The organism is Marinobacterium sp. xm-a-152 (genome assembly GCF_013282965.1).
In the GTDB taxonomy this organism is placed as follows: domain Bacteria; phylum Pseudomonadota; class Gammaproteobacteria; order Pseudomonadales; family Balneatricaceae; genus Marinobacterium_E.
On record NZ_WBYI01000001.1, the window covers coordinates 92,148 to 117,320 of the forward strand.

At 48.1% G+C, this 25,173-nt stretch carries 26 protein-coding genes; 4 read left to right on the forward strand and 22 right to left on the reverse strand.

Going from position 1 to position 25,173, the window contains the following annotated elements; genetic code table 11:
- Positions 1-15: 15 nt before the first annotated feature.
- From XMA152_RS00470 to ccoN, 17 genes are all read right to left on the reverse strand, one after another.
- A complete protein-coding gene (locus tag XMA152_RS00470) occupies positions 16-2,103 on the reverse strand; it encodes an ATP-binding protein (RefSeq protein ID WP_173482389.1) in 2,088 nt (695 codons plus the stop codon).
- A gap of 576 nt (positions 2,104-2,679) precedes the next feature.
- The gene (queE, locus tag XMA152_RS00475; RefSeq protein WP_173481156.1) at positions 2,680-3,330 is read right to left on the reverse strand and encodes a 7-carboxy-7-deazaguanine synthase; all 651 of its coding nucleotides are present in this window, start codon (positions 3,328-3,330) and stop codon (positions 2,680-2,682) included.
- Complete coding sequence (locus XMA152_RS00480) at positions 3,330-4,247, reverse strand: recombination-associated protein RdgC (protein ID WP_173482390.1); 918 nt, start codon at positions 4,245-4,247, stop codon at positions 3,330-3,332. The genes queE and XMA152_RS00480 overlap by 1 nt, the downstream gene beginning before the upstream one ends.
- A gap of 99 nt (positions 4,248-4,346) precedes the next feature.
- Positions 4,347-4,751, reverse strand: coding sequence for a thioredoxin fold domain-containing protein (locus XMA152_RS00485; protein WP_173482391.1), 405 nt, complete (start codon positions 4,749-4,751; stop codon positions 4,347-4,349).
- A gap of 25 nt (positions 4,752-4,776) precedes the next feature.
- Positions 4,777-5,655, reverse strand: a complete 879-nt coding sequence (locus tag XMA152_RS00490) for an alpha/beta hydrolase (protein WP_173482392.1) — start codon at positions 5,653-5,655, stop codon at positions 4,777-4,779.
- 76 nt (positions 5,656-5,731) lie between these two features.
- Positions 5,732-6,274: an adenine phosphoribosyltransferase gene (locus XMA152_RS00495; protein ID WP_173480777.1), complete on the reverse strand. Its 543-nt coding sequence runs from the start codon at positions 6,272-6,274 to the stop codon at positions 5,732-5,734.
- A gap of 13 nt (positions 6,275-6,287) precedes the next feature.
- Positions 6,288-7,049 carry a fumarate/nitrate reduction transcriptional regulator Fnr gene (gene fnr, locus XMA152_RS00500; RefSeq protein WP_173480778.1) on the reverse strand — a complete coding sequence of 254 codons (762 nt, stop codon included), beginning with the start codon at positions 7,047-7,049 and terminating at the stop codon, positions 6,288-6,290.
- Positions 7,050-7,170: 121 nt separating this feature from the next.
- Positions 7,171-8,556: an oxygen-independent coproporphyrinogen III oxidase gene (gene hemN / locus XMA152_RS00505; RefSeq protein ID WP_173482393.1), complete on the reverse strand. Its 1,386-nt coding sequence runs from the start codon at positions 8,554-8,556 to the stop codon at positions 7,171-7,173.
- A 75-nt stretch (positions 8,557-8,631) separates the two neighbouring features.
- Positions 8,632-9,285 carry a sulfite exporter TauE/SafE family protein gene (locus XMA152_RS00510; protein ID WP_173480780.1) on the reverse strand — a complete coding sequence of 218 codons (654 nt, stop codon included), beginning with the start codon at positions 9,283-9,285 and terminating at the stop codon, positions 8,632-8,634.
- A gap of 2 nt (positions 9,286-9,287) precedes the next feature.
- Positions 9,288-9,500 (reverse strand): cbb3-type cytochrome oxidase assembly protein CcoS, encoded by a 213-nt coding sequence (ccoS, locus tag XMA152_RS00515; RefSeq protein WP_173480781.1) that lies wholly within the window; start codon positions 9,498-9,500, stop codon positions 9,288-9,290.
- 6 nt (positions 9,501-9,506) lie between these two features.
- Positions 9,507-11,912 (reverse strand): heavy metal translocating P-type ATPase, encoded by a 2,406-nt coding sequence (locus tag XMA152_RS00520; RefSeq protein ID WP_173482394.1) that lies wholly within the window; start codon positions 11,910-11,912, stop codon positions 9,507-9,509.
- Positions 11,913-11,921: 9 nt separating this feature from the next.
- On the reverse strand, positions 11,922-12,431 hold the full coding sequence (locus tag XMA152_RS00525) for a FixH family protein (protein WP_173482395.1): 510 nt from the start codon (positions 12,429-12,431) through the stop codon (positions 11,922-11,924).
- 90 nt (positions 12,432-12,521) lie between these two features.
- Positions 12,522-13,943, reverse strand: a complete 1,422-nt coding sequence (gene ccoG, locus XMA152_RS00530; RefSeq protein ID WP_173482396.1) for a cytochrome c oxidase accessory protein CcoG — start codon at positions 13,941-13,943, stop codon at positions 12,522-12,524.
- Between the two features lie 108 nt (positions 13,944-14,051).
- Positions 14,052-14,945, reverse strand: a complete 894-nt coding sequence (ccoP, locus tag XMA152_RS00535) for a cytochrome-c oxidase, cbb3-type subunit III (protein WP_173480785.1) — start codon at positions 14,943-14,945, stop codon at positions 14,052-14,054.
- An 11-nt stretch (positions 14,946-14,956) separates the two neighbouring features.
- The gene (locus XMA152_RS00540) at positions 14,957-15,136 is read right to left on the reverse strand and encodes a cbb3-type cytochrome c oxidase subunit 3 (RefSeq protein WP_173480786.1); all 180 of its coding nucleotides are present in this window, start codon (positions 15,134-15,136) and stop codon (positions 14,957-14,959) included.
- Positions 15,137-15,142: 6 nt separating this feature from the next.
- Positions 15,143-15,763, reverse strand: coding sequence for a cytochrome-c oxidase, cbb3-type subunit II (gene ccoO, locus XMA152_RS00545; protein WP_173480787.1), 621 nt, complete (start codon positions 15,761-15,763; stop codon positions 15,143-15,145).
- Positions 15,764-15,783: 20 nt separating this feature from the next.
- Positions 15,784-17,223, reverse strand: coding sequence for a cytochrome-c oxidase, cbb3-type subunit I (gene ccoN / locus XMA152_RS00550; RefSeq protein ID WP_173480788.1), 1,440 nt, complete (start codon positions 17,221-17,223; stop codon positions 15,784-15,786).
- A 392-nt stretch (positions 17,224-17,615) separates the two neighbouring features.
- On the opposite strand from ccoN, the gene rlmM reads away from it, so the two are divergent.
- Positions 17,616-18,680 carry a 23S rRNA (cytidine(2498)-2'-O)-methyltransferase RlmM gene (gene rlmM, locus XMA152_RS00555; protein WP_173480789.1) on the forward strand — a complete coding sequence of 355 codons (1,065 nt, stop codon included), beginning with the start codon at positions 17,616-17,618 and terminating at the stop codon, positions 18,678-18,680.
- Here rlmM and XMA152_RS00560 read toward each other — a convergent pair whose 3' ends face one another.
- The gene (locus XMA152_RS00560; RefSeq protein WP_173480790.1) at positions 18,681-18,962 is read right to left on the reverse strand and encodes an antibiotic biosynthesis monooxygenase; all 282 of its coding nucleotides are present in this window, start codon (positions 18,960-18,962) and stop codon (positions 18,681-18,683) included. It abuts the gene before it with no gap.
- 139 nt (positions 18,963-19,101) lie between these two features.
- Here XMA152_RS00560 and tusA point away from each other — a divergent pair, with 139 nt between their 5' ends.
- The 3 genes from tusA (at position 19,102) to trxC (ending at position 20,424) form a co-directional block, all read left to right on the forward strand.
- On the forward strand, positions 19,102-19,341 hold the full coding sequence (gene tusA / locus XMA152_RS00565; RefSeq protein WP_173482397.1) for a sulfurtransferase TusA: 240 nt from the start codon (positions 19,102-19,104) through the stop codon (positions 19,339-19,341).
- A complete protein-coding gene (locus XMA152_RS00570; RefSeq protein WP_173482398.1) occupies positions 19,338-19,898 on the forward strand; it encodes a ProQ/FINO family protein in 561 nt (186 codons plus the stop codon). Before tusA ends, XMA152_RS00570 begins: the two co-directional genes overlap by 4 nt.
- Before the next feature lie 100 nt (positions 19,899-19,998).
- Positions 19,999-20,424, forward strand: a complete 426-nt coding sequence (gene trxC / locus XMA152_RS00575) for a thioredoxin TrxC (RefSeq protein ID WP_173482399.1) — start codon at positions 19,999-20,001, stop codon at positions 20,422-20,424.
- Position 20,425: 1 nt separating this feature from the next.
- Here the strand turns inward: trxC and XMA152_RS00580 are convergent, their stop codons facing one another.
- From XMA152_RS00580 to XMA152_RS00595, 4 genes are all read right to left on the reverse strand, one after another.
- Entirely contained in the window at positions 20,426-21,481 is a 1,056-nt protein-coding gene (locus tag XMA152_RS00580; protein ID WP_173482400.1) for a DUF3080 family protein, read from the reverse strand.
- Positions 21,447-22,814, reverse strand: coding sequence for an MATE family efflux transporter (locus XMA152_RS00585; RefSeq protein ID WP_173482401.1), 1,368 nt, complete (start codon positions 22,812-22,814; stop codon positions 21,447-21,449). The genes XMA152_RS00580 and XMA152_RS00585 overlap by 35 nt, the downstream gene beginning before the upstream one ends.
- A gap of 23 nt (positions 22,815-22,837) precedes the next feature.
- Positions 22,838-23,215, reverse strand: coding sequence for a carboxymuconolactone decarboxylase family protein (locus XMA152_RS00590; protein WP_173480796.1), 378 nt, complete (start codon positions 23,213-23,215; stop codon positions 22,838-22,840).
- Positions 23,216-23,293: 78 nt separating this feature from the next.
- Positions 23,294-25,036 (reverse strand): alpha/beta hydrolase, encoded by a 1,743-nt coding sequence (locus XMA152_RS00595; RefSeq protein ID WP_173482402.1) that lies wholly within the window; start codon positions 25,034-25,036, stop codon positions 23,294-23,296.
- Positions 25,037-25,173: the final 137 nt, after the last annotated feature.

Below are 25,173 nucleotides of genomic sequence, written 5' to 3' on the forward strand. Positions count from 1 at the left end.
CGGTGGTGTTACCCGCTATTTGTAATTGGCTTTAAGCTCATTAAACAAGATTTCAAACTCATTCAATAGGTTTTTTGCAGAGGCTAGTTCGCCCTGTTCGCAATGGTTCTCAATTAACCCCGCTAATTGGAAGAGATCATCCTGTTTGAACATGCCACAGTATCCTTTAACTTCATGTGTCGTTTTAGATGCTTGAGCTAAATCCTGCGCAGCAAGTGCTGAATTAATTTTGATGAGGGAGTCATCGGTACCCTCTAAAAATCGAGGGAAAAGCCTAATGAGTGACGGATCCATCTGCTCAGATCCATTGAGGCAGGGTTTAGGATTACCCTCTAACGCTTCGATAATTTCAGATACCAGGCGTTCTCGAGAGAAGGGCTTGGCTAGGAATCGATTAGCACCAGCGTCTAAACAAGCTAATCGTGATTCACGACGATTATCCGCTGTTTGAATGATGATAGGGGTAGAGGGTAGGTCGCTCTTCTCTTCCTGTGCACGGATTCTATTAATCAGTTCAAGACCACCCATTACTTCCATTTGAAGGTCCAGAAGTAAAAGATCTACTGATTCATGTTCAAGAACTGATAAGGTCTCCTGACCATTTGCAGTAAAAATCAATTGAAGGTTTGTACCCTCTACAAAGTCTCGTATCAACTGTTGGTTGAGAGGTGAATCCTCAGCGACCAGTATCTTTTTACCTGATAAGTCGGGAATTGATTCAACTGTATGGGTATCTGGATCTGGTTCAATCATCTTCTGTGGTTTTACAGACTCTGAATGCATTAGAGGCAGGTAAATAGTGAAGATACTGCCTACACCTACCACAGATTCAACATTTAAATCCCCGCCCATTTGATGAGCAAGTTTTTTACAGATAGATAGCCCCAAACCTGTACTAGAGAGCTGGTCCAGTTTTTGGTGTGGAGATTGGTAATATGGGTCAAAAATATGAAGAATCTGCTCTTTAGGGATCCCTTTTCCTGCATCTGTAACAGAGAACTCAACACCTTCATCCTTAGAGTAGACGCTAAGAGTCACTTCACCTGAATCGCTATACTTTATTGCATTGCTCACTAGGTTAAAAAGAATTTGGCGGAGACGTTGTTGATCGGCTAGCCAGGTTGATTTGGTCAAATTAGATGATGAAAGAGTGAGCGTAATACCTTTTGTTTTAGCTTGATCAGAGAAAACGTCTACAACATCTTGGACGACCTCTAATAGGTTCACCGGCCTAACCGAGAGAACGTTTTTATCCACATCGATTTTACTGAAATCGAGTACGTTATCGACAAGAGATGAGAGGTGTTTACTCGCAGAGTCTAGGGATTTGTAATAGTGCTCATTCTGTGGGTCTTGAAAACGTCCTCGTAGCAGTTCAATCATCCCTAAAATTACGTTTAACGGTGTTCGTATCTCATGACTTAGAGATGCAATAAATTGCCCGCGTGTATTCTTAGCTAGCTCAGCAGATTGCCGTGCAATTTCTAGTTTTACAGCCTGATCAGAAAGATTGTAGGTTAAATTGAATACATCATTTAGCGTGTTTGCCAGAATCTTAGTTGAGCGAATGGTCGAGATGAGAAACAAGCTGGCGCCAACAGCTATCAATGTTTGGAAAGTCTCACCGGAAAATGCAAAAAGTAATCCTGCTGGAACAAGCATTATGGCCACAGTAGATAGAGCAATATAGCGAATAGCACCAAAAACAGATATCGCTCCTGCGGCCATCCCCATTTGGAAAAAGAATACAGCTATTTGATCGGTTAACGCCAAATCGATTGCAATGATAGTAATGCCGATACTCCATACAGCAGCGCTAATGAGTACGCCAACTGCAAATGGAATTTCCCACTTTTCACGGTTGACACCTTGGGGGTTATTCTTGAAGTAGAGGGCGAAAATGATGCCGCGAAATATGATCGACGTAAAAACAGAAATTAACCAAATAACGACCGAGAGATGGTCTGCATTATCCCATATGATAGATGCCAGAATTGAGGCGCTTATAACCGTCATCAACAAAGCGCCGACTGATTGTCGATAGATTAGATCGACAATGTCACTTTTTACCTGTTTTTGAAGTTCTCTTTTCTGCTCGTCCATTGGCGTTTTTTTTAAATCGTATATACCAATTTTAGAGGTTAACCTTGAGCCAGACGTGTGGCAACTATTACAAATAATGAAACTAAAATTTATTTGATCTTGATGCTGTTTTTCAATACGTACTACTAGACATGATTCATGGTCATTATAATTTGAATATCAAGCTTAATTTGAATTTAAACATTAGATTACACTAATATATATCCACAACCCTTTCCAATGCACAGTTTTAAATTCAAATCATTTTGATACCAGTATCAAACTTAGTTTGAAATAACATAATTCTGCATCAGTGTCGCCAAAGTACTAACTTAAGTTCTATTTTCGACATTATGAACAAGTTAGGCCCAAAATAGACAATTTAAGATTACATTGCCAATGTAAGTTATTGTTTATTATAGGCTTAATGGTATTGGTTAAATTTTAACCAATTTTCTGCTTTTACCTTTTAATGACGCTTTAGTTCACCTTTGATGACTCTGTGCACAGGTTTATCCACAGATAATGTGAGCACACTTTGCTAGCCCCCATGGTTACTGGGGTGGTCGATTTTAGAGAATTAAAGGTTAAAAACGATCAGTCGATGTCAAGGATTTTGTGGGTCTGAATGCTCAATTTCCATTGAGGATTTTGCATACAATATTCGATACAACGTGCACGATTTTCAAGCGCGTTTTGGTCATCCAGGGGTTGGATGTAGAAGTGTTCGAAGCTTAGATTTTGGAACTGTTCTGGCTGTGCTCTGAGCTCTTTTTGCGGGTAGACCAGCTTCAACTCGTGGCCCTCTAAAAGAAGAATCTCGGAGCTCCCTTTGGGGCTGACACAGACCCAATCGATTCCGTTTGGAAGCGGTAGGGTGCCGTTGGTCTCAATGGCGATCTCAAACCCTTGGTTATGTAGAGCATCGATCAGATCGCTGTCCATCTGCAGGGCAGGCTCGCCCCCGGTGATGACGACAAAGGGTTGTCCTTGCTTAGGATCTGGCCAGAAGCTAGCGATCCTTTGTGCCAGGGCTTCGGCGGAGGTGAACTTGCCGCCGTTTTGACCATCCGTACCCACGAAATCGGTATCACAGAATTGGCAGACTGCAGCCACTCGATCGGCTTCACGACCACTCCAAAGATTACAACCGGTAAAGCGACAGAACACCGCAGGGCGTCCTGCGTGAAAGCCTTCGCCTTGTAGGGTGTAGAAGATCTCTTTTACGGAGTAGGTCTTTGCCAAAATTAAGCCTCTTCTGCCTCACCGCCCAGGGCTTCCAAAAGCTCAGGGAGTAGGCGGGTAAATTCAATGCCCAACAGGGCTAGATCAGCATCCAGTGCCAGTGCTTCGTCCTCTTGCTCGCGGTCGCTCTGTTGCTCTTGGTACTGATCCGTCATTTTAATCGAGTGCAGGGTTAGATCCGAGTGCATGACAAACTGCAGCTGATCGCGCCACACCAGTTCTAGGCGCTCTGCTAACATGCCGCCGCTAAGGTGCGCTTGGATCTCTTTGTCAGTCAGGTTTTGGCCTTTAATCTTGATCTGGCTGCTGGTCTCTAAAGGATCGGTAAACTCGGTGACAGCGCCCAGCTCAAGTGCACGGGGTAGATCACGGTTCTCTAGTAGCCAGTCGCTGAACACTTTGTTGGCCGGAAGCGCGGTCGAGGTCAGTTTTACCGATAGTGACCCTAGATCTTCACGCAGTGTGCTTAGCAGCTCTTCTGCGCGCTTAAAGCTGCTGCCCTCCACAATCAGTAGTTTATGGTGAGGCGCGATAAGAGCACGTGTGGTTTTACGGCGTGTAAATGCACGTGGCAATAACGTCAGGGTAATCTCGTCTTTAAGCTGCACCTTCTCTTTACGGTAGACCTTACGATCTTCAGTCGCCTCTATCTGCTCTACCTTCTCGTTGAGCTGATCTTTGATCACGCTCGAGGGTAGGATCTTCTCCTCTTCTCGCAGTGAGATAAGGTGAAAGCCGTGACTGGTCAGTACCGGTAGATCTATGACACCAGGCGCCACTTCACCCCAACCCACTGAACGTGGTTCAGCGCCTTTACAGGGTACGAAGGGTCTGGCTTCTAGCGCCTCCATCAGTGCGGCTTCATTAAATGAATCACTGGGAGAAAAACGGTACCAAATGGCGTTACGAAACCAGAGCATAAAACCTCTAAATGCGGATTAGGTGAAGGGGCGCTATTATGTTGCTCTGATAGAAGGGATGCAAGCAGAGAGCCCTCTGCTTGCGGTTAGTTTCTGTGGTTAAAAGCTGTTACGAGCCGATTTAATCGCTTCATCGATGTAGTAACCGTAGAACTCTGGCGTGTTCACACCGACGATCTTTTTAGCGCGAGTCTCGCCCTTTGCATCGACAAATAGAATGGTCGGGGTGAAGCGTCCACCCAAGCTCTTAGCGACCTGTTCAGCCGAGCCCGTTGAGCCATCAAAGTTGATGACGGGAGTAGGGTTGCTCAGATCCAGTACCTGAATAGGGGGTGCATCGTTCGTTTGTAAAAGAGGTTTTAGGAAGTCCTCTTTGACGGTAACACAGAAGGCACAACCATCCTGAGAGACCAACAGAACAATCACTTCATTTGGGTTCGCTTTACCAAGCGACTGAAGATCTGTGGCTGTCTTAAGTGTTACCTCGGCTTGGGCGCTTATCATAAGGCCCAAGCTGAGAAGAAGTGCACTACAGGTTTTCGATAAAATCGACCGCATATTCCACCGCCTCGTCGGCAAACAGATCTAAGAAGAAGTGATCTGCATCCTCAACGACTACTAGTTCAATGTTCTCTTTGTCGATACTTTCCATCTTTTCAGGAAGATCTGCAACCACGGTATCCAAGCTGCCTGCGATGACCAGAGTAGGGATGTTAGTCTCTTTTAACACGGTGGGTGTGTCGTACTCAGGGTAGTTACCGTAGTAGCTTAGGACCGCTTCAGCTGACGCACCGCTGTTCTCACAGTAGATGATGCTGATGCCATCGATCATCGCCTTAGGATCCATTCCCTTAGCTTTTTCTAGAATCGGCTCGATAGGCGTTTCATAGCGTTTGCCATAACCCTCTATGGTCTTAGTGTAGTCCCAAGTTGCAGGTGCTAATAGAACTTGGCCTTTGATCTTATCTTGGTTAGCTGCAGCAAACTGAGCCGTCTGGTTGCCGCCACGCGAGTGACCCATTACCCAACGATCGCCTGCGCCTTGTCCATCTAGCCAGGTTTGCCATGCATCCATTTCAGCCAGTGCTTGCTGCATGGTGTGTTGAGCCGGAAGGGTACAGTCGTACATCGCTGATTCGCGGTTATCTAGGCCGTAACTCAGGTTGATGGCTAGAGTAGAGATGCCGTAATCGACCATCTGTTCCTGCACGTAGCTGATGATCTCCATCTCGTTGTGAGCCAGGGTGCCGTGCGTCAGCATCAGTACACCGTCTGCCAGGGATTTATCAGCCGTCAGTTCAAGGTTGCCGTTCAGTGTTAAACCCTCAAACGGTATCTGAACCTGTTCAGCCTGTGCAGTTGCAGCCATGAGTGATGCAGCGAGTAGGGTGGTCGATAGTCGAAGCATTTAAAACTCCATTAAACTTAAAATTTTTATCGTTAATAGGTATAAAAAAACCGAGGTGGCTAAACCTCGGTTTCTATTAGAGACCGTCGTAGGCCAGTAAACAGTATACGGGGACGCCGGTGTCTTGGATTTTTTGTGATCCGTTAAGGTCTGGCAGGTCAATCAGCGCAGCCACCTCAACTACGCTAGCCCCTAGACCGTTGATCAGTGTGCAGGCCGCCAGAGCTGTGCCACCAGTGGCAATCAGATCGTCGATTAGTACCACTTTATCGCCAGCGGTAACGGCATCCTTCTGAATCTCCACAGAGGCGGTGCCGTACTCCAGCGTATAGTCTTGGTGAATCGTTTCACCAGGAAGCTTCCCTTTTTTACGAACCAAAATTAGAGGCTTGTTCAGCTGGTGTGCAATAATCGCACCAAATAGAAAACCTCGAGCATCGATACAGGCTATGTGGGTAATATCCATCTGCATGTAACGATCAATAAAGGCGTTTGCGACCATGCGAGAGGCACGTGGATCTTGAAAAATCGGCGTAATATCACGGAACAGAATGCCAGGCTCTGGCCAATCTGGAATAGAGCGGACAACCGATTTTACATAGTGCTCGTCGTAAGACATTAAAGATCCTTATTTAACCGTGGTGTTGATTGCACTCTGGGCTGGGTGCTTCACCAGCCGCATCCAGCAGCGCTGCTTGATCAAGAATTTCCAGCTCTTTACCTTCAACACGAATCAGCTCTTGTGAAGAGAAGCGTGTAAAGATTCGACTGACCGTCTCGACCGCTAGGCCAAGGTAGTTGCCTATTTCGTTACGTGACATCGAAAGTCGGAAGGATTGTGCAGAGTAGCCACGCAGGGCATAACGTTGCGACAGCTTGAAAATAAAGGTTGCGATACGTTGTTCAGCCGTCTTTTTAGAGAGCAGCATCATCATCTGTTGGTCATCGCTGATCTCGTGGCTCATAGAGCGCATCACAGAACGACGCAGCTCTGGCATTTGACCTGCCAGATCGTCCAAGCGTGAGAAAGGGATCTCACAGACAGTGGTCGTCTCAAGCATCTTAGCCGACATTGGGTAGCTGCCTGAATCGAATCCGGCTAGGCCAACCAGTTCACCTGGGAAGTAGAAACCGTTTATCTGCTCTTCACCCTCTGGGTTTACAGAGTAGGTTTTTAACGAACCCGCACGAATGGCGAACAGTGATGTGAACTCTTCACCCTGTCTAAAAAGGAAGTCGCCTTTGTGAAGTGGTTTACTTTTATCAACGATGTCGTCGAGGCGAAGCGCCTCTTCGTCATTTAAAGAGACAGGCAAGCAGAGTGTACTCAAACTACAGGTGTTACAACTTACCTGGCCGATGCTCGCGAGTTTGATGTTCTTAGTGTCAGACATAAGGGCTCCTTAATTGTCTGACAGTATATCCAAAAGGGCTTTATTGACCCAAGTCAATTTAGATATAAAAGTGGACTTTTTAACGGTCCACTTATAGTGAAATGCGCTGGGATAGAGTGGGTTAGATGATTTTAGAAAATCGCTGTTCTGAGTGATCGATATAGGCATCAAAAGTCATGCAGATTCGACGAATCAGCAGGCGTCCAGCGGCGGTGACATCCATGCCATCCTCACTTAAATGAATTAGGCCATCCTGTGCCATAGGCTCAAGCAGTTTTAATTCGTTAGCGAAATACTTTTTAAAGTCGATGTTGAGCGCTTTGGATTGATCCGCAAAATCGAGTTGGAAGTCACAGATCAGGCGGGTAATCACCGCTCTGCGAATTTTGTCATCCTCATTGAGGCAGTACTCTTTGGTTAATGCTGAGCCCTGAGATTCAATATCCTGAGTGTAGCGCTCAATGTTAGGGCTGTTCTGTAGGTAGTAATCACCAATCTGACTGATCGATGAGACGCCCAAACCAATCAAGTCACACTGTGAGTGGGTGGTATAGCCCTGGAAGTTTCGATGCAGCGTTCCATCATCTTGGTGTTGTGTCAGTGTGTCGTCTGGCAGAGCAAAGTGATCCATACCAATGTTGCGGTAGCCCGCTGCCGTCAGCTTCTCAATACTTTGATGGTGAATCGCCAGTTTAGTCAGCGCATCGGGAAGCTCATCGGCATTGATACGACGCTGCGGTTTAAAACGCTCGGGTAGGTGAGCATAGTTAAATACCGAGAGACGATCAGGTCGTAGCTCTAGAATTCGATCCAACGTTTCGGCAAAGCTCTCTTCAGTTTGCAGTGGCAAGCCATAGATTAGATCAACGTTGATTGAGCGAAAGCCCAGTTCACGCGCCTCTTTAAGAAGGTCCGTTGTCATCTCTAGGGATTGCACGCGGTTTACTTTGATTTGAACCGCTTCATTAACATCCTGAACCCCTATACTGATGCGGTTGAAACCCAATTCACGCAGCAGTTTTAAGCGGCCAGGTGTCATCTCGCGAGGGTCAATCTCGATGGCGTAGTCACCCTGATCATCATCACGCAGTTTGAAGGCCTCTTTGAGTGCCTGCATTAAGCGAGCGGTCTGCTCATCATCGATGAAGGTGGGTGTACCACCACCCCAGTGAAGCTGATCCACTTGTACGTCACCGCCCAGTTCAGAGCTGCGCAGTTTAATCTCTTTTAACAGCGTCTGAAGGTAGGGTTCTGCACGGGAGCGATCTTTTGTGACCACTTTGTTGCATCCACAGTAGTAGCAGACGTGTGCACAGAAGGGGATGTGAATATAGAGTGATAAAGGCTTACGACTGTCGCGCTCACTGATCGCTTTAGAGAGCGTTTTGACACTGTCTGGAGTGTCAGTAAATTGCAGTGCGGTTGGGTAAGAGGTGTAGCGTGGACCTGCTAAATCATGACGGCGAATCAGGTCTGTATCCCACTGGATGTTGGTCTGTTGCAGCACAGTAATATTCCTTAATCATCAGATGTAAGAATATTAAGCAATAATAGAGGTTTATGTGTTGATACGGGTCAACCGCTACGCGCTTAGCAGTGTCCAAATGCCCATCAGTATTAAAAGTAGTCCCGAGAGTTTGCGTACCAAAGTGTGGGCGACCAGCTCGCGTAGTTGTTTAGCCAGTAGTCCAGTGGCGAGCATGGCTGGTAATGTACCCAAGCCAAAGCCCAGCATGAGTAGAGTGCTCTCTGCAACGCTACCGGCGGCCGATGACCAGATTAAGGTGCTGTAGACCAGACCGCAAGGTAGCCAGCCCCAGCCAATGCCCAGTACTAAGGCTTTAAACGGGGTGTCGGCAGGCATAAAGGGTTTAAGAAGAGGCGCTATCTGTTTCCACAATAGCGAGCCAGCCTGTTCCAGTTTCGTTAGGCCAAACCACCACTGTGCGATGTAGAGGCCCATGCTGATCAGTAGAAGGCCTGCAATCCAGCGTAGCGCAAAGGCTATCTCTGTCTGTTGTAGGGTTGCACCTAACAGACCAAGAATGGCACCCGCTGCACAGTAGCTAGCGATACGTCCAAGATTGTAGCTAAACAGACCTAATAGGGAGTTGGCTCGACCTGTTCCACCTATACTGAGACTCGAGGCAAGTCCACCACACATGGCTAGGCAGTGTGTTGTGCCAAGAAGGCCAATGATGAATGCCGAGGTGAAGCTAAGAGAGGCGGGCAGCATGCTCAATCTTTTGGTGTTTCAGAGGATGGAGCTTCAGGCTCTTTTTTGACGCGCGCGTCTTCAGGAATCATATCTTCATCATCGTCGTATAGAATGCGATGAGCAGGGGACTCTAGGTCATCAAATTGACCAGAATTAACGCTGTAGAAGAAAGCCCAGGTCGCAAAGGCTACCAAGATGATCGCGACAGGGATAAGTAAATAGACGATTTCCATAAAAACCTACAGCTGTTTGGTTAGACGAAGGGCATTGCCGACAACAATCAGCGAGCTAAGGGACATGCCAATAGCCGCCATCCAGGGGGCAATAAAACCACTTGCTGCTAAGGGTAGCGCGATTAGGTTGTATAACAAAGCCCAGCCAATATTTTGACGAATGATGTTTCGTGTTTTACGAGCCATGTTAAGGGAGCCAGGGATGCGTCTTAGATCAGAGCTGACCAACACAGCATCAGAGGATGTTTTGGCAAGGTCTGTCGCGCCGTTCATCGCAATAGAGGTCTGCGCACCGGACAGAACGGGAATGTCGTTGATACCATCGCCAATCATCAGGATGCGTTCACCGTTGTTTTGCATCGCCTTTACACGAGCTAGCTTATCTTCTGGCGACAAGTGCGCTTCAACATGATCGATCCCTAACTCAGAGGCGATGCGTTGTGCATTCGCTTCGCGATCACCGGTTAGCATGCCAACAGGTAATCCCAATGCTTGGATCTGCTTAACCGCTTCAATAGCCTCAGGTCGAAGTTGATCGTCAATCGAAAACCAGGCGAGAGGGCCGGAGCTATTACCCATCAGAAGAAAAATCCCTGTCCCTTCTGGGTGAGTGGGAGGTTGGTTTCCAAAGAGTTCGGATACAAACCCGGGTTTACCAATACGATAGGTGTTTCCGTTAATCGTTCCCTCTACGCCTCTACCCACATGGTTAGTGGCCTCTTCAACAGAGTATTCAAAGTAGGGAGCAAAAGCGGACGCGATGGGGTGCTCTGAGCGGCTCTCAATTGCTGCCGCTAGTTGATTGAGCTCATCAACGGACTGCTCACAGAGAGGGGTGGTCTCACGCAACGTCAGTTTGCCGGTGGTCAGTGTGCCGGTTTTATCAAAGTAGACGGCCGTGCACTGTGCCAAACTCTCTAATACATGCCCGCGAGTAACCAGCAGTCCCATTTTACGCAGAGAACCTATGGCTGCTGTTAAAGCCGTCGGTGTAGCCAAGGATAGTGCGCAAGGGCAGGTAACTACTAGGACAGAGAGTGTCACCCAGAAAGCGTCTGAAGGGGATATCTGCCACCAGATAAGACTGACAACGACAGCCGTTAGAAGAACACCAGCGACAAAATAGCTCGCAACCTTGTCGGCAATCTGAGCCGCCTTGGGTTTATCAGCCTGAGCACGATCCAATAGATTCAAAATGGAGGACATGCGCGACTGTTCAGCACTGCTGGTGATCTCCATCTCAATCGCTTGCTCCATATTGATGGTACCGCCTACTAAAGGGTCGCCAAGCGCTTTGCTGACGGGCAGAGGCTCACCGGTGAGGGCCGATTCATCAATGCTGGTGTGTTGCGTAAAGAGTATGCCATCAGCCGGTATGGAGTGACCGGGCTTAACCAGTACGCGATCACCTGGATTGAGTTCCGATACAGGGACAAGCTGTTCGCCGGTCTCGGTCAATCGCGTAGCGCTGGCTGGAAGAATATTGGCCAACTCATTGCCAGCCATACCCGTTCTGTGGCGAGCTTTCATCTCGAAGAAGCGGCCAATCAACAGGAAGAAGGTGAACATCGAGACCGAGTCGTAGTAGACCTCGCCGCTCTGTGTGATCGTAGCCCATACGCTGGCTATATAAGCGCCACCAATAGCGATAGATACCGGCACATCCATACTGAGGTGTCGGGTGCGAAGATCCCGTCGGGCCGCGTTGAAGAAGGGGCGCGCGGCATAAAATACAACAGGGGTGGCAACAATGAAGCTGGTCCAGCGAATAAAGTTCTGGATGTGCTCCTCCATGAAGAAGGCGTCACCTAGGTAGAGTGCCGATGACATCATCATCACCTGCATCATGCCGACACCGGCCACACCGAGTCGGCGCATCGCCTTTTTTTGCTCCTGTTCGTAGAGCTTCTCTTCTTGGTTGGGCGTAAACGGGTGAGGTGTGTAACCGATCGAAATGATGGCGGCCATCAGTTCACCTAAGGGTTTCTCTGACGGGTTCCAAACGAGTCGAGCGCGGTGGTTGGTTAGGTTAACGGTAAAGCTAGTGACACCAACCTGTTCGGTCAGATGCTTCTCTAAAAGCCAAACACAGGCAGCACAGTGGATCCCTTCAATGACAAAGAGGGCCTCTTTGCGATCGGAGTCTATGGTTCTGACGAAGGGTGCTTGAATGGATTCATTATCATAGAGTGCGAGTTGATCTTCGGACTCTATTTCAGTGGGGCGTTCTTGCTGTTGATTGCCGCGGTGCTGGTAGTACTTCTCTAGACCTGATCCCAGTATTGTTTGGGTGACCGCGCGGCAGGCGGGGCAACAAAATGACTCTTGCTTTCCATCAATTGAAAGCTCAACCTTCACCCCCTTAGGAATAGGGGTGGCACAGTGAAAACAAGAGTCTTTTGGATTACTCATTTTGGTCTGTTAGAACTTACCCACCTTGAAGGTATTTTGATCGTAAGGGGGCAATATTTCGCGACGTAGACGCCAGTTACCCTCAGTGTTGGTAATGATCAGGTAGCGTTTGCCGGTTAGTGTGCTCTGTAAGTTGCCAACGTAGACGCCTGTACCGCCCACTGAGCGAACCGTTAGGCTTTGATCATACTTCTGGTGGGTAGGGTGAACCAGGTCAACGGATAGTTGATCACCCAAAAAACTGTTCGATTTAAGATCCAAGCGAATATCACCGGTCAGTGTGTCCAACAATACTTCACCATGAATGCCTAAGCGATCCGCTTCATCTGAACGGCTGGTGTCGACATTAGTACCACGTGCCTCTTTGTAGTAATCGTCTTTAACCACGCCATCCATAGTCGTAATAGCAAGATAGAGGAAGGTTGTTCCATAGATAACCACAGCGATCAACGGCGCCAATACAAACCATAGCCATTTCTGCTTGTACCAAGGGCCAATGTCGTGAGTCTGTTCAGTCATGTAAACCTCAAAATAGTGACTAAAATAAAGCGCGGATACCCCTAAGAATATCCGCGCGCGAGTATATCACAGATTCTCTGTGACACTGTCTTAACGCTTAGGCGCAGGACCTATGAAACGACTTTCTGATTCAGCTTCAACGCCTGAGCCATCAGTCGCTGTTACGATAAAATCGATCTCATAGTTTGCTCGCTCCATAGCGCGAGGATCCAGAATGATCGACAGGTTGTGATCGAGTAGTTCACCAACGGCTACGTTTACAACGGTATCACCATTGATGATGGCATCCTCTAACCCTTCAACACGGATCTCGTACTGGTAATCACGTTGTGATTTGTTTGCCAGTTTTAGTGTGTAGGTGTTACGGATCAACCCATCATTAGTAGTGCTGTAGAGCTGACCGCGTTCACGAATAACGTCCACCTCAAGCGGCACTCGTGTAAAGAGTACATAACTGAAGGCGATGAACATGGCACAGATCGCGACGAAGTAACCGATCAAGCGAGGGCGGAAGATATGGGTTTTTTTACCGTTAAGCTCATGCTCGGTGGTGTAGCGAACCAGACCTTTCTCATAGCCCATCTTCTCCATGATGTTGTCACAGGCATCGACACAGGCACCACAAGCGACACACTCATACTGAAGACCATCACGGATATCGATACCGACAGGGCAGACGTGCACACAGTGACCACAGTCGATACAGTCACCCAGGCCTTCAGCCTTGTGATCGATGTGGCGTTTACGAGCACCACGGTTCTCACCGCGTTTCTCATCGTAAGAGATGATCAAGGTATCTTGGTCAAACATAACACTCTGGAAACGAGCGTATGGGCACATGTAGATACAGACCTGTTCGCGCAACCAGCCAGCTGCACCGTAGGTGCCTACCGTAAAGAAGGCCAACCACCAAAGCTCCCAAGGTCCAAGATTGAAGCTTAGGATGTTTGGAACCAATTCGCGTACCGGCGAGAAGTAGCCAACAAACGCAACGGCTGATACGGCACCTATAGCAAGCCAGATAAGGTGCTTAGCCAGTTTGCGAAGAACCTTGTTCGCACTCCAAGGCGCTTTGTCCAGCTTCATGCGAGCGTTGCGATCACCCTCGGTCAGTTGTTCGATTCTTATGAACAACCATGTCCAGACAAACTGTGGGCATGCATAGCCACACCAGAGACGACCGGCAAACACCGTTACAAAGAAGAGGGTAAAGGCGAGAATGATCAGCAGCCACGAAAGCAGCATGAAATCTTGTGGCCAAAACGTGAAGTTAAAGACATGGAACTGGCGGTTTGGTAGATCAAATAGTACGGCCTGTTTGCCATCGTATTGGATCCAAGAGAAACCGTAGAACATCAGCAACATGATCGCACTAGAGATGTTTCGTAGATTCTTGAATAGGCCGGTCGTGTACTTGACGTAGATCTCTTCACGTTTAGCGTATAGATCATAGGTTTCAGCAGCGCCAGAGCCCTTTTTTGGGGTGACATCTTTAACTGGGATATTAGACATGCAACTCGCCTGTGCTTATATGACTTGATTTGATTGTCTATTATAAATGGAATAAAAAAAAGGCGACTTGATATATATCAGGTCGCCTTTTCTTCTGCATGCGGTCTATTAGTTGTTAGACAAGCTGTAGACGTATGCAGAGATCAGTTTGATCTTATCTTCTGAAAGAAGATCTTTGTGCGCTGGCATTACGCCTGCACGGCCAGCTCGGATAGTGTGAGCGATCTGCTCAAACTTGCCGCCGTATAGCCAAGTGTCATCAGTTAGGTTTGGTGCACCCAGTGCCGCCATACCTTTACCTGTTGGCATGTGACATGCCGCACACAGAGTGTTGTATTGTGCTTGACCACGTTCAGCTGCTGCTGCGTCGTGTTCGTTGCCGCTGATGCTAAGCACGTAGTTAGTCACGTCTTGAACACCATCTTCACCCAGTACCGCACCCCAAGCAGGCATCGCACCACGACGACCATTGACGATAGACATCATAATGGTTTGTGGCTCGCCACCGTACAACCAATCTTTGTCGGTTAGGTTAGGGAAGCCGTAAGCACCCTGACCGCCAGTACCGTGACAAACAGAACAGTTGTTGGCAAACATGCGCTGACCCATTTTAAGGCCTGCTTCGTTACCTGGTTGGTTTAGCTCTTCAATTGATAGCGAAGCGTATTTAGCGAAAACAGGTTTGTAGACCTCTTCTGCGTGTGCCACTTCCTCTTCCCACTGGTTAGCCGACGTCCAACCAAGAAGGCCCTTGAAGTTACCAAGACCTGGGTAAAGCGCTAGGTAACCGAGTGAGAAGATAACCGTACCAATGAATAGTTGGAACCACCAGCGTGGTAGTGGGTTATCAAGCTCTTCGATGCCATCGAATTCGTGGCCCGTAGTCGCTTCAGTTGTTTCTTTGTGTGTTTCACTTTTGCGCGTTGCTAGAAGCAGCCAAGTACAGCCGATAATAACGGCTAGAGTGATGACTGTGATCCATGCGCTCCAAAAAGCACTCATCTTTCTACTCCTTACTCGACGTCTTTGTCAGTTTTTCTGGTGCGTTCATCAATCTCCTCGTCCTGGAAGGGGAGGTTGGCTGCATCGTCAAACCGTTTGCGGTTTTTCGGATTCAGTACCCAGATGAACAGGGCCAGAAACGTTACCAGCATCACTACTGGAATGTATGGACCGTAGACGTCGTAGCTCACTATTAATTACCGCTTGTTGTTGTACACAGTATGCATCTTGCCTAGCGCTTGTAGGTAAGCAACTAGAGCATCGATCTCATATTTGCCTTCTACGTTTTCACGCGCTGAAGCGATTGTTGCATCGTCAAATGGAACGCCTAGCTTACGAAGAGCTTCCATCTTCGCAGCCGTATCTTTACCCGTTAGCTTCTGTTCGAACAGCCAAGGGTAAGATGGCATTTTTGATTCAGGTACAACGTCACGTGGGTTGTATAGGTGAGCACGCTGCCAGTCATCTGAGTAACGACCGCCGACACGAGCTAGGTCTGGACCTGTACGCTTAGAACCCCAAAGGAATGGGTGCTCGTAAACGTGCTCGTTAGCAGTAGAGAAGTGACCGTAACGCTCAGTCTCCGCACGGAAAGGACGGATCATCTGAGTGTGACATACGTGACAGCCTTCACGGATGTAGATATCGCGACCTTCAAGCTCTAGAGCTGAGTAGGTGCGAAGACCTTCGATTGGCTTAGTCGTAGAGCTCTGGAAGAACAGAGGTACGATCTCAGCCAAACCACCACCACTGATCACGATGATGATCAGTAGGGCAAGGAGGCCGACGTTCTTTTCAATAGTATCGTGTTTAATCATCTTAATGTCTCCGGTACTAATTACGCAGTAGCTGCTGATGGATCTGGGTTTTCAGCTTTAGCTACTGTGCTGCCTGCACGTACGGTCTGCCATACGTTGTAAGCCATTAGAAGCATACCGGTTACGAAGAAGACACCGCCTAGGAAACGTACAAAGTAACCTGGGTGGCTCGCTTCTAGGGCTTCTACGAAGCTGTAAGTAAGCGTGCCGTCTTCGTTAACTGCGCGCCACATTAGACCCTGTAGGATACCGTTAACCCACATTGCACAGATGTAAAGAACTGTACCGATTGTTGCCAACCAGAAGTGAGTGTTGATTAGGCCGACGCTGTACATCTGAGCCTTACCAAACAGCTTAGGAATCATGTGGTAAACCGCGCCGATAGAGATCATTGCAACCCAACCTAGAGCACCAGCGTGTACGTGGCCGATAGTCCAGTCAGTGTTGTGTGACAGTGCGTTGACTGTCTTGATTGCCATCATTGGGCCTTCGAATGTTGACATACCGTAGAAGGATAGAGAGACAACAAGGAAGCGAAGAACTGGGTCTGTGCGAAGCTTATGCCAAGCGCCAGATAGCGTCATCATACCGTTGATCATACCGCCCCAAGAAGGTGCAAGAAGGATCAAAGACATGACCATGCCGACTGACTGAGTCCAGTCTGGAAGCGCAGAGTAGTGTAGGTGGTGACCACCAGCCCACATGTACGTCGCGATCAGTGCCCAGAAGTGAACGATCGATAGACGGTATGAGTAGATTGGACGCTCTGCTTGCTTAGGTACGAAGTAGTACATCATGCCTAGGAAGCCTGCCGTTAGGAAGAAGCCTACAGCGTTGTGTCCGTACCACCACTGAACCATCGCGTCGACAACGCCAGGGTAGACAGAGTAAGACTTCCACAGTGTAACAGGCATAGAGATGCTGTTAACGATGTGAAGCACTGCAACAGTGATAATAAATGCCATGTAGAACCAGTTGCCCACGTAGATGTGCGACGTTTTACGGTTCTTAACGGTACCTAGGAACACGATTGCGTATGAGATCCATACAACCGCGATCAAGATATCGATAGGCCATTCAAGTTCAGCGTACTCTTTAGTGGTTGTCAGACCCATCGGCAGCGTGATTGCTGCTGCGACGATGACTGCTTGCCAACCCCAGAAAGTGAACGATGCTAAACCGTCAGAGATTAGACGCGTCTGACAGGTGCGCTGTACAACGTAGTAAGACGTTGCAAATAGTGCACATCCGCCAAAGGCGAAGATAACTGCGTTGGTATGCAACGGACGAAGACGTCCGAAAGAGAACCATGCAGTGTCGAAGTTAAGTGCCGGCCAGACTAGTTGTGCGGCGATGAGTACACCCATCGTCATACCAACTATGCCCCAGACTACAGTCATGATGGCGAACTGGCGTACAACTTTGTAGTTGTAGGTCGTGTTTGCTGTTGCAGTGCTCATTTCATGCTCTCATCAAAGCTAAGTGAATTGATAGTTTTTGAAACCGTTGCGAATTATCAGTTATGGGGCAAGATTTTTCAATGCAAAACGCCCCTAAATAGGGCGTTGTAGCTATCCATTAGTATTATCTAATAAGTCGGTTGTCGTGAATTTTAAAAAGGCGGATACGATTTGTTAATGGTGTAAGTTACTGATATTAAATGACTTAATCATTTATTACGATTGGTTCAAACTATATATCTGTTTATTATTTGTTCGATTTTAGTCAATTTTTTGATTCATCAAAAATAACGCTTTTTTGATATGTATCAATTTTCATAAAAGTGACTGATTTTTGCTATTACGACGGCTAACTCGTTAAACTGTCGCCTCTGTTTTAGGGAGAGGTTCCTTTGAATCACATTATTATCTATTGTCGCAGTGGCTTTGAGAGTGAGGCCGCCAGTGAAATATCAGTAAAAGCGGCGGAGGCTGGAGTTTACGGTTATCCGAAGTTTGATGATTTGGCGGGTTATATAGAGTTTGTGATCAACCCTCCTCACAACGCGCTGCAGTTGATGAGTAAGCTGCGCTTTCGCGATCTCATCTTTGCGCGCCAATGGATCGCCTGTGAGCCAATGCTGCAGGGCGTTTCGTCAAAAGATCGCCTAACACCCATAAGTGAAGCGGTTGCTAAGCTGCCCAAAGCCTCTGAGTTGTTGGTTGAGAGTGCGGATACTACTGATGGCCGCAACCTTAATGGTTTGGCTAAAAAACTCGGTAGTGCTGCAGCAGGCTTTTTACGACAGCAGGATCTTTTACTTCCAAGAAAATCAAAGGCTGAATATCGGCTACATATCTTCCTGCTCGAAAATAATCAGATTTGGGTCGGTGTCAGTCCGATCAATAACAGTTCCAAATGGGAGCAGGGGATTAAGCGACTTAAATTCCCAGCCGATGCACCGAGCCGCTCTACATTAAAACTTGAAGAGGCGTGGCACTACTTTATCCCACAAAAAGCCTGGGATGAGCGGTTGCAGCGCGGTATGAAAGCAGTCGATTTGGGGGCGGCCCCCGGTGGCTGGACCTATCAGCTGGTTAAACGCGGCATGTTTGTCACAGCGGTTGATAATGGGCCCATGAAGGGTGATCTAATGGAGACCGGTCAGGTTGATCACCAACGCGAGGATGCCTTTACCTTTGCGCCTGCCAAGCCAGTGGATCTGATGGTGTGTGATGTCGTTGATAAACCGACACGTGTCATTGAGTTGATGGCAAAGTGGGCCATTAATGGCTGGGCTGATCGTTTGATCTTCAACTTAAAGTTGCCAATGAAAAAGCGCTACATTGAAGTATCAGATCGAATAGAGCAGTTGGAGATGATTCTTCAGGAGCATGAAAAACCCTACCGTCTCGTCAGCAAGCATCTCTACCACGACCGTGAAGAGATCACTTGCTACCTGGAGTTAGACGTCTAATCAGTGCTCGTAGATTTTGATCAGCTCGTCACGCTCTAACATAGGGCGGAGTTTGTTCATCAGTTCAAGACGTTCTTGAGATTGATACCAACGCTCCCAGTCAGCCAGTGTGCTGTAAGTGGCAATGACTAAGCGGTGCTCTGGGTCATTGATGTCATGCATGACCTCACCTTTGATAAAGCCTGGTGAGCGCATAGACGCTTGCAGAGTCTCTTTAGCAATGGCCGTGTATTGTGGCTCTAGTTCGGCAGGAACCTTGCGGTTTATAAAAACCTTGATCATCGATTTGTCCTCTAACTACTTGTTATACCTTGAGAATAGCGCTCGGATTTGTCTAGGTAAAGGTGAATCGGGCTTAAACTCGTTGGAGTTTTTAAAAACTATTTGCGACAATGCGCGACTTGATTGAAAGGATAGTGCCATGAGCATTGAAAAACCCATTGAACAGCTGGATGCGCGCGGCCTCTACTGCCCAGAGCCAGTGATGATGTTGCATGGTAAAATTGCTCAACTTCAAGTGGGTGATCTCTTTGAGGTGATTGCCACGGACCCCTCTACAGAGCGTGATATCCCTAAGTTTTGTAACTTCTTAGGGCACGAGTTGGTCAGTCATGAAGTGAACGATGATCTTTTCATCTATCGAATACGGAAAGGTGGATGAGTAAAATCATTCAACAGATAGCCTCTGATACAGAGCGTCTTCTGCAAGAGGCAGAAGAAATTTTAATCAGAGTTGAACAACAAGTTGATCGAACTGAACCTCGTCAACTTCAAGAGAATAAAACAGTGACAGAACAGAACACAGCTAAGCCTCGCAATAAAAACCGTGAAGCTAACCAAGCCGCAGTCGAACTGCTGATTGCCGCTTACCCCAATACATTCAACCTTGAAGAACCCAAGCCTCTGAAAATTGGTATTCAAGAGGACTTAGTGGCGGATGAAAAGGTCAGTCGCGGTAAGATTAAGCGTGCGCTAGCGACTTATGTTCGTAACCCACGTTACCTTCAGTCAATGGTTGTTGGCGCTCAGCGTGTTGATTTGACCGGTGCTGAAGTGGCTGAAGTGACTGCTGAAGATGAAAAGCACGCTAAAGCTAAGCTAGACGAGTACAAGCAGCGCCGTAAAGAGCGCCACCAAGAGGCTCGTAAACAACAACGCGTTGCTCAAAAAGAGGAGCGTCTTACCTCTAAACTAGAAGCCCTAGTTAAGAAGTTCTAATCGCTTAGGCAGGGCAACGGTTCTCGCTGCTCTGTCTTGTTCTCCCCTTGAACTCTGAATTTCTGCCTATATATTAGTAGTTAATGATATAGGAGATGTTATGAGTCAATCAGTTAATCTCAGCTGCCCCCACTGTTTAGCAACCAATCGAGTGCCCAAAGATAAGCTCGATAAAGGGCCTGCCTGCGGTAAATGCCGAAAAGCGATCTTTACTCAGCAACCGATCGCCCTGAGCGAAGAGAATTTCGCTAAGTTTATTCGCAATACGGATATTCCGGTTATTGTTGATTTCTGGGCAGGTTGGTGTGGACCCTGTCGAATGATGGCACCCGCCTTTGCCGAAGTGGCAAAACGCACTGAGCCTGAGATGCGCTTCGTTAAAGTTGATACCGAAGCCAATCAACAGCTGGCCGCTCGCTATAACATCAGAAGCCTTCCAACCGTTGTCCGTTTTGAGGGCGGTAAAGAGGTTAAGCGTCAGTCGGGCGCAATGAACATCAGCCAGCTGCAGCAGTGGGTGGGTTAATTCAGTTCTGATTACCCGGACGAAGTCCACACTGATCCAAAATATTCTGCCAAGATTGGGTGTGGTTCTCTCGAGCTTTTAGATACCTAGACCAGACCTCTCCTTCGGGATGGGTATAGGTGTCTAGCCATCGGCTTTGAGGGAGGTTGAGTGACGCGATGATGGCTTGATGAAGGTTACTCCATTGGCGGCCTGTACGTTCAACCTGAGCGATGTAGGGTTGCAAACTGTTGACGTAAAACTTCATAAAGACGTTCCAGAGTATCTCTGACTTCTGGTTTTGCCTCTGATTAAAGCAGATCGGTCTGTCATTGAGTCTTTGGTTAATCGCTTCTGAGGTCTGCTCTAAAACCTGAGTTAACAGTGCCATGCTGGCGAGCCACTCTGATCCGAAATTGGATCGATAGAGCGTTTCGTAGTCACGCTCTAGCTCATTGGCAAAAGAGGGTGTTTGCCAGTCTGTATTGTTTTGGGTTTCAGCGATCTCAGCAAAGCGCTGCATTGTCAGCATTAACTCTGAGGTTGAGTAGTCTGCATCGGGTAACAGTGGTGCAGCCCCCAGTGAGAAGTGTTGTTCCATCTCTGGGCTGCTGTATAGGCTGTTCCATATCTGCTTTGGCCAGTTATCGCTCTTGATCTGATTGATCTCTTGAACACGCGCTAACACATCAGTTTGACTACTGTCACCTGTGAGCAGCTTCTGACAGCTGCGTAATTTTGGGATGAACCCCAGTTCGTAAATCAGTCGTTGTGAGCCACCGGCCAATTTGCCAAGGCTGGTGTTTCTCTGTGCGATTAGATCGATCAGCCCGCACTGCTTAAGATCGAGAACATCGATCAGGCCTTCGGTAATGGGTCTCAGGGTTTCAGTTCGCTCTCTTCGATCGGGAAGAATGGGGTAGAGCTTAGAGGTTTTGTTCAGTTGAAGATCAAAATCGATATCTATGGCTCGACTGGTCCGCTCGGCATAGGTCTCAACCAGGGACTGGGCTGGATCGGTATCGATACAGCCCGCGATAAAACTAGTTGAAATTAGGAGGGTTAACCAGTGCTTCATTGGATAGCTTATAGAGTCGTTTTATCAGTAGTACGGCGGCAAAGCTTAAGCCGATGAGTATGCCTAACCAGTAACCAACAGCCCCCATCTCTAAATGTTCGGCAATGATATACCCACTGGGTAGCCCAAGTATCCAGTAAGCGATAAACGCGATCAGCAGTGGGATTCGAGTATCCTTGTATCCGCGCAGTGCGCCATTCGCGGTCAGCTGGAGCGCATCGGAGAATTGGTAGAGTGCAGCGTAGCTAAGCAGGGTTGAGGCGATGGCGATGAGTTCAGCATCTTTAGAGAAGAGTGCAGCAATGCCATCGGACAGGATAAACAGAATCGTTGAGCTGAAGCAGGCTATCAAAAGGGCGATGCGCAGTCCCAGGAATCCTACTTGCTGGGCTTCAGCAAAGCGTTTAGCGCCATTGAGCTGGCCAACCCTAATGGTGACGGCCAAGCAGAGTGAGAGCGGCATCATAAAGATCAGGCTCGATATCGAGAGTGTGATCTGGTGAGCAGAGATCACCGTTGCACCGTAATCGGCCAAAAAGAGCGCAATCAGGCAGAACATGGTGGTCTCAACACCAAGGCTCGCGGCAATCGGTATGCCAATAGAGAGCTGATGTTTGATCTTCTCTCTGTTCGGTTTGAGGGTCTGTTTGAAGAGGTTCAACGGTTTGAAATAGCGGCTGTAGATCAGATAAGCAGCACCGGCTATGAACATGTACCAGAATACAATCGTTGTCGCCCATCCACAGCCCACGCCGCCCATTTCAGGCATACCCAGTTTGCCGAAGATGAGTATGTAGTTGAGAGGTAGATTGAGCAGTACAGCGCTGATGCCTATTTTCATGACAATTTTTGTCTGCCCATGTCCCTCAGCGAACGCCCTGATCGATTGATAGAGCAGCATGCCTGGTATGCCCCAGCTGATCGCGAACAGATAGTCATTGGCTGTGGATTTAAGAACCGGTTCTACAGACAGTAGGGTAAGAATCCAGTCAGAGGTGCCATTGATGAAGAGCCAGCTGAGCACGCCGATCGCAAGTGTGATCAGAAGGTTGTTAAACAGTTCTGAGGCGGTCTCCTCCTCACGTTTTCCACCAACATGATGTGCCACGATAGGGGTCAATGCCATCATAGCGCCAGCTAAGGATAGCGAGAGTGGCGTCCATATACTGGAGCCCAGAGCGATAGCTGCTAGCTCTTCAGCGCCCGCCCAAGAGGCCATCAGAGTATCGGATAGACTCATCGCTGTTTGCGAGGACTGAGCCAGCAGCATGGGCCAAGCAAGGTGGAGTAGCTGCTTGATCTCTACTCTGGAGTTGGGCGGAAAAAATGACATGCTATTTTTCGTATAAGGGGCGCTTAAAGCTCTCCCGCCTCCTCAAGCACTGTCCGTGCAATACGAAAGCACTCAACGGCGGCAGGCACGCCGGCATAGATGCCGACGGCATGAATGGCTGCTCGAATCTCGTCAACACTGCAACCATTATTCAATGCGCCCTTGCAGTGGGTAGCCCATTCGTGACTTTTGCCCATGGCGCCGAGCATCGCTAAATTCATTAACGAACGTGTTTTGGGATCAATGGCATCATCGCCCCAACCAAATCCCCAGCACCAAGCGGTCATCGCCTCCTGGAAGGGGCGGTTAAAGTCATCAGCAGCGGCTAGGTTTTTATCAACGTATTCAGCACCCAGTGTGCTGCGACGCATCTCTAAACCCTTATCAAAAAAGTTATCCATGTTGATCTCCTGATCGTTTCAGTCACACATAAAAAAACCGGGCACACAGTGTCCGGTTTTTTTCATCGATTTGGAAGATTAATCGATACGAACTTTTACATAGCTACCAGGCGCAGCTTCAAGTGGTTTGTTCTCTTTGCTGCCCAGAGTTTTCGGTGCATCCACTTTTTTACCAGCACGACGACGAACCCACTCAGCCCAGTTTGGCCACCAAGAACCTTCAACTTTTTCAGAGGTTTCAAACCAGTGGTCAGCGCCATGGCCCTGCTCACCTTTAACCCAGTAGTTGCGACGGTTTTTAGAAGCTGGGTTGATTACGCCGGCAACGTGACCGCTTGCGCCAAGGACGAACTCGATCTCTGAACCAAAGGTCTCTGTCGCTTTGAAGGTCGCTTTCCAAGGTGCAATGTGGTCTTCAATGGTCGAAAGGAAGTAACAAGGGATTTTGATCTCGCCTAGATCGATCTTCTCACCACAGATCTCCAGTGCATTCGGCTCAACCAGTTTGTTCTCTAGGTACATCTTATTGATGTAGTAGGTGTACATGGCCGCTGGAAGGTTAGTGCTGTCCGAGTTCCAGTAGAGGATATCAAACGGCGGTGGTGTCTGACCTTTTAGGTAGTTGTTAACAACGTAAGACCAGATGAGATCGTTCGAGCGCAACATGTTGAACGACGTCGCCAGTTCGCGTCCGTTTAGGAAGCCTGCTTGGCTCACTTTCTGCTCCAACTGTTTGACTTGGTAGTCATCAATGAAGACGCAGAGATCACCTGGATCAGAGAAGTCTGTCAGCGTTGTTAGGAAGGTTGCGCTTGCGATGCTGGTATCTTTACGCTTCGCCATAACCGCCAGTGCAGTCGCTGTTAATGTGCCACCGACACACCAGCTCACCGTGTTGATCTTATCGCTGCCTGAGACCTCTTTGGTCACACGAACGGCTTCGAAGATACCCTCTGACACAAGATCATCCCAGCTAAGGTTTGACTGTTCAGAGGTTGGGTTGCGCCAAGAGACTAGGAAGGTGTTTTGGCCCTGTTCAACACAGTACTTAACAAATGAGTTGTGTGGCTGAAGATCAAGGATGTAGAACTTGTTGATGCTCGGTGGAATGATCAGAGTCGGGCGAGTGTAAACCTGTTCACCCTCTGGCTTGTAGTGAATCAGCTGAATGACATCGTTCTGGAAGATAACAGAGCCTTCGGTTGTCGCAAGGTTCTCGCCCAGCGTAAACGCGCTCTCGTCAGTCATTGAGATGCGACCTTTCTCAAAGTCGGCTAGCAGGTTTTTCATACCATCGAGCAGTGACTGACCCTTAGTATCAAGTGCCTGTTGCAGGACTTCAGGGTTGGTTGCTGCAAAGTTAGTTGGCGACATCGCATCGATGAACTGGCGAGTGTAGAACTCCAATTTGTTCTGATCTTGATCCGATAGGTTCGCGCTCTCAGCCATCTGAGTCAGCATCTTAGAGCTCAGTAGGTAAGACTGCTTGATGTAGTCGTAAATAGGATTAGTTGACCACTCTTCAGCCTGGAAACGACGATCGCCACGCTCTGGCTCAGCAACCGGTGCTTCAGTAGTATTACCGGTTAACAAGTTGCGCCATAGGTTAAACTGCGCAGTCTGGTAGTCGGCGATTGCTCGCATCCACAGTGTTGGATCTTGCAGTGAACGCGTCGCAAGTTCAGTCCATGACTTGGTGAATTGAGAGAACATATCCTCAGCACCGTTGCCAGAGAAGTTTTCAAGCATCTTGCTTGTCTCTTGACTTACGTAGTTGATGAACTCTTGAGGATCAGTAGGTCCGTTACCTTTAGTCGCCATGGTAAAACTCCAGTGTGAATGACGTTTAATGCAGTCAATGTTGCACCGCAAAATATTATCGTAGAATAACCCCAAGATTCGTAGGGAACAAGTTAGAGGTTAGTCTTACTCTATGGCTTTAATGTTAAGGGATTTTT

Coding starts and splice junctions, on each gene's coding strand:
- XMA152_RS00470 (WP_173482389.1), bottom strand. CDS start 2,103: ATGGACGAGCAGAAAAGAGAACTTCAAAAACAGGTAAAAAGTGACATT.
- XMA152_RS00480 (WP_173482390.1), bottom strand. CDS start 4,247: ATGCTCTGGTTTCGTAACGCCATTTGGTACCGTTTTTCTCCCAGTGAT.
- XMA152_RS00485 (WP_173482391.1), bottom strand. CDS start 4,751: ATGATAAGCGCCCAAGCCGAGGTAACACTTAAGACAGCCACAGATCTT.
- XMA152_RS00490 (WP_173482392.1), bottom strand. CDS start 5,655: ATGCTTCGACTATCGACCACCCTACTCGCTGCATCACTCATGGCTGCA.
- XMA152_RS00495 (WP_173480777.1), bottom strand. CDS start 6,274: ATGTCTTACGACGAGCACTATGTAAAATCGGTTGTCCGCTCTATTCCA.
- fnr (WP_173480778.1), bottom strand. CDS start 7,049: ATGTCTGACACTAAGAACATCAAACTCGCGAGCATCGGCCAGGTAAGT.
- XMA152_RS00510 (WP_173480780.1), bottom strand. CDS start 9,285: ATGCTGCCCGCCTCTCTTAGCTTCACCTCGGCATTCATCATTGGCCTT.
- ccoS (WP_173480781.1), bottom strand. CDS start 9,500: ATGGAAATCGTCTATTTACTTATCCCTGTCGCGATCATCTTGGTAGCC.
- XMA152_RS00520 (WP_173482394.1), bottom strand. CDS start 11,912: ATGAGTAATCCAAAAGACTCTTGTTTTCACTGTGCCACCCCTATTCCT.
- XMA152_RS00525 (WP_173482395.1), bottom strand. CDS start 12,431: ATGACTGAACAGACTCACGACATTGGCCCTTGGTACAAGCAGAAATGG.
- ccoG (WP_173482396.1), bottom strand. CDS start 13,943: ATGTCTAATATCCCAGTTAAAGATGTCACCCCAAAAAAGGGCTCTGGC.
- ccoP (WP_173480785.1), bottom strand. CDS start 14,945: ATGAGTGCTTTTTGGAGCGCATGGATCACAGTCATCACTCTAGCCGTT.
- ccoO (WP_173480787.1), bottom strand. CDS start 15,763: ATGATTAAACACGATACTATTGAAAAGAACGTCGGCCTCCTTGCCCTA.
- ccoN (WP_173480788.1), bottom strand. CDS start 17,223: ATGAGCACTGCAACAGCAAACACGACCTACAACTACAAAGTTGTACGC.
- XMA152_RS00560 (WP_173480790.1), bottom strand. CDS start 18,962: ATGATCAAGGTTTTTATAAACCGCAAGGTTCCTGCCGAACTAGAGCCA.
- tusA (WP_173482397.1), top strand. CDS start 19,102: ATGAGCATTGAAAAACCCATTGAACAGCTGGATGCGCGCGGCCTCTAC.
- XMA152_RS00570 (WP_173482398.1), top strand. CDS start 19,338: ATGAGTAAAATCATTCAACAGATAGCCTCTGATACAGAGCGTCTTCTG.
- trxC (WP_173482399.1), top strand. CDS start 19,999: ATGAGTCAATCAGTTAATCTCAGCTGCCCCCACTGTTTAGCAACCAAT.
- XMA152_RS00580 (WP_173482400.1), bottom strand. CDS start 21,481: ATGAAGCACTGGTTAACCCTCCTAATTTCAACTAGTTTTATCGCGGGC.
- XMA152_RS00585 (WP_173482401.1), bottom strand. CDS start 22,814: ATGTCATTTTTTCCGCCCAACTCCAGAGTAGAGATCAAGCAGCTACTC.
- XMA152_RS00590 (WP_173480796.1), bottom strand. CDS start 23,215: ATGGATAACTTTTTTGATAAGGGTTTAGAGATGCGTCGCAGCACACTG.
- XMA152_RS00595 (WP_173482402.1), bottom strand. CDS start 25,036: ATGGCGACTAAAGGTAACGGACCTACTGATCCTCAAGAGTTCATCAAC.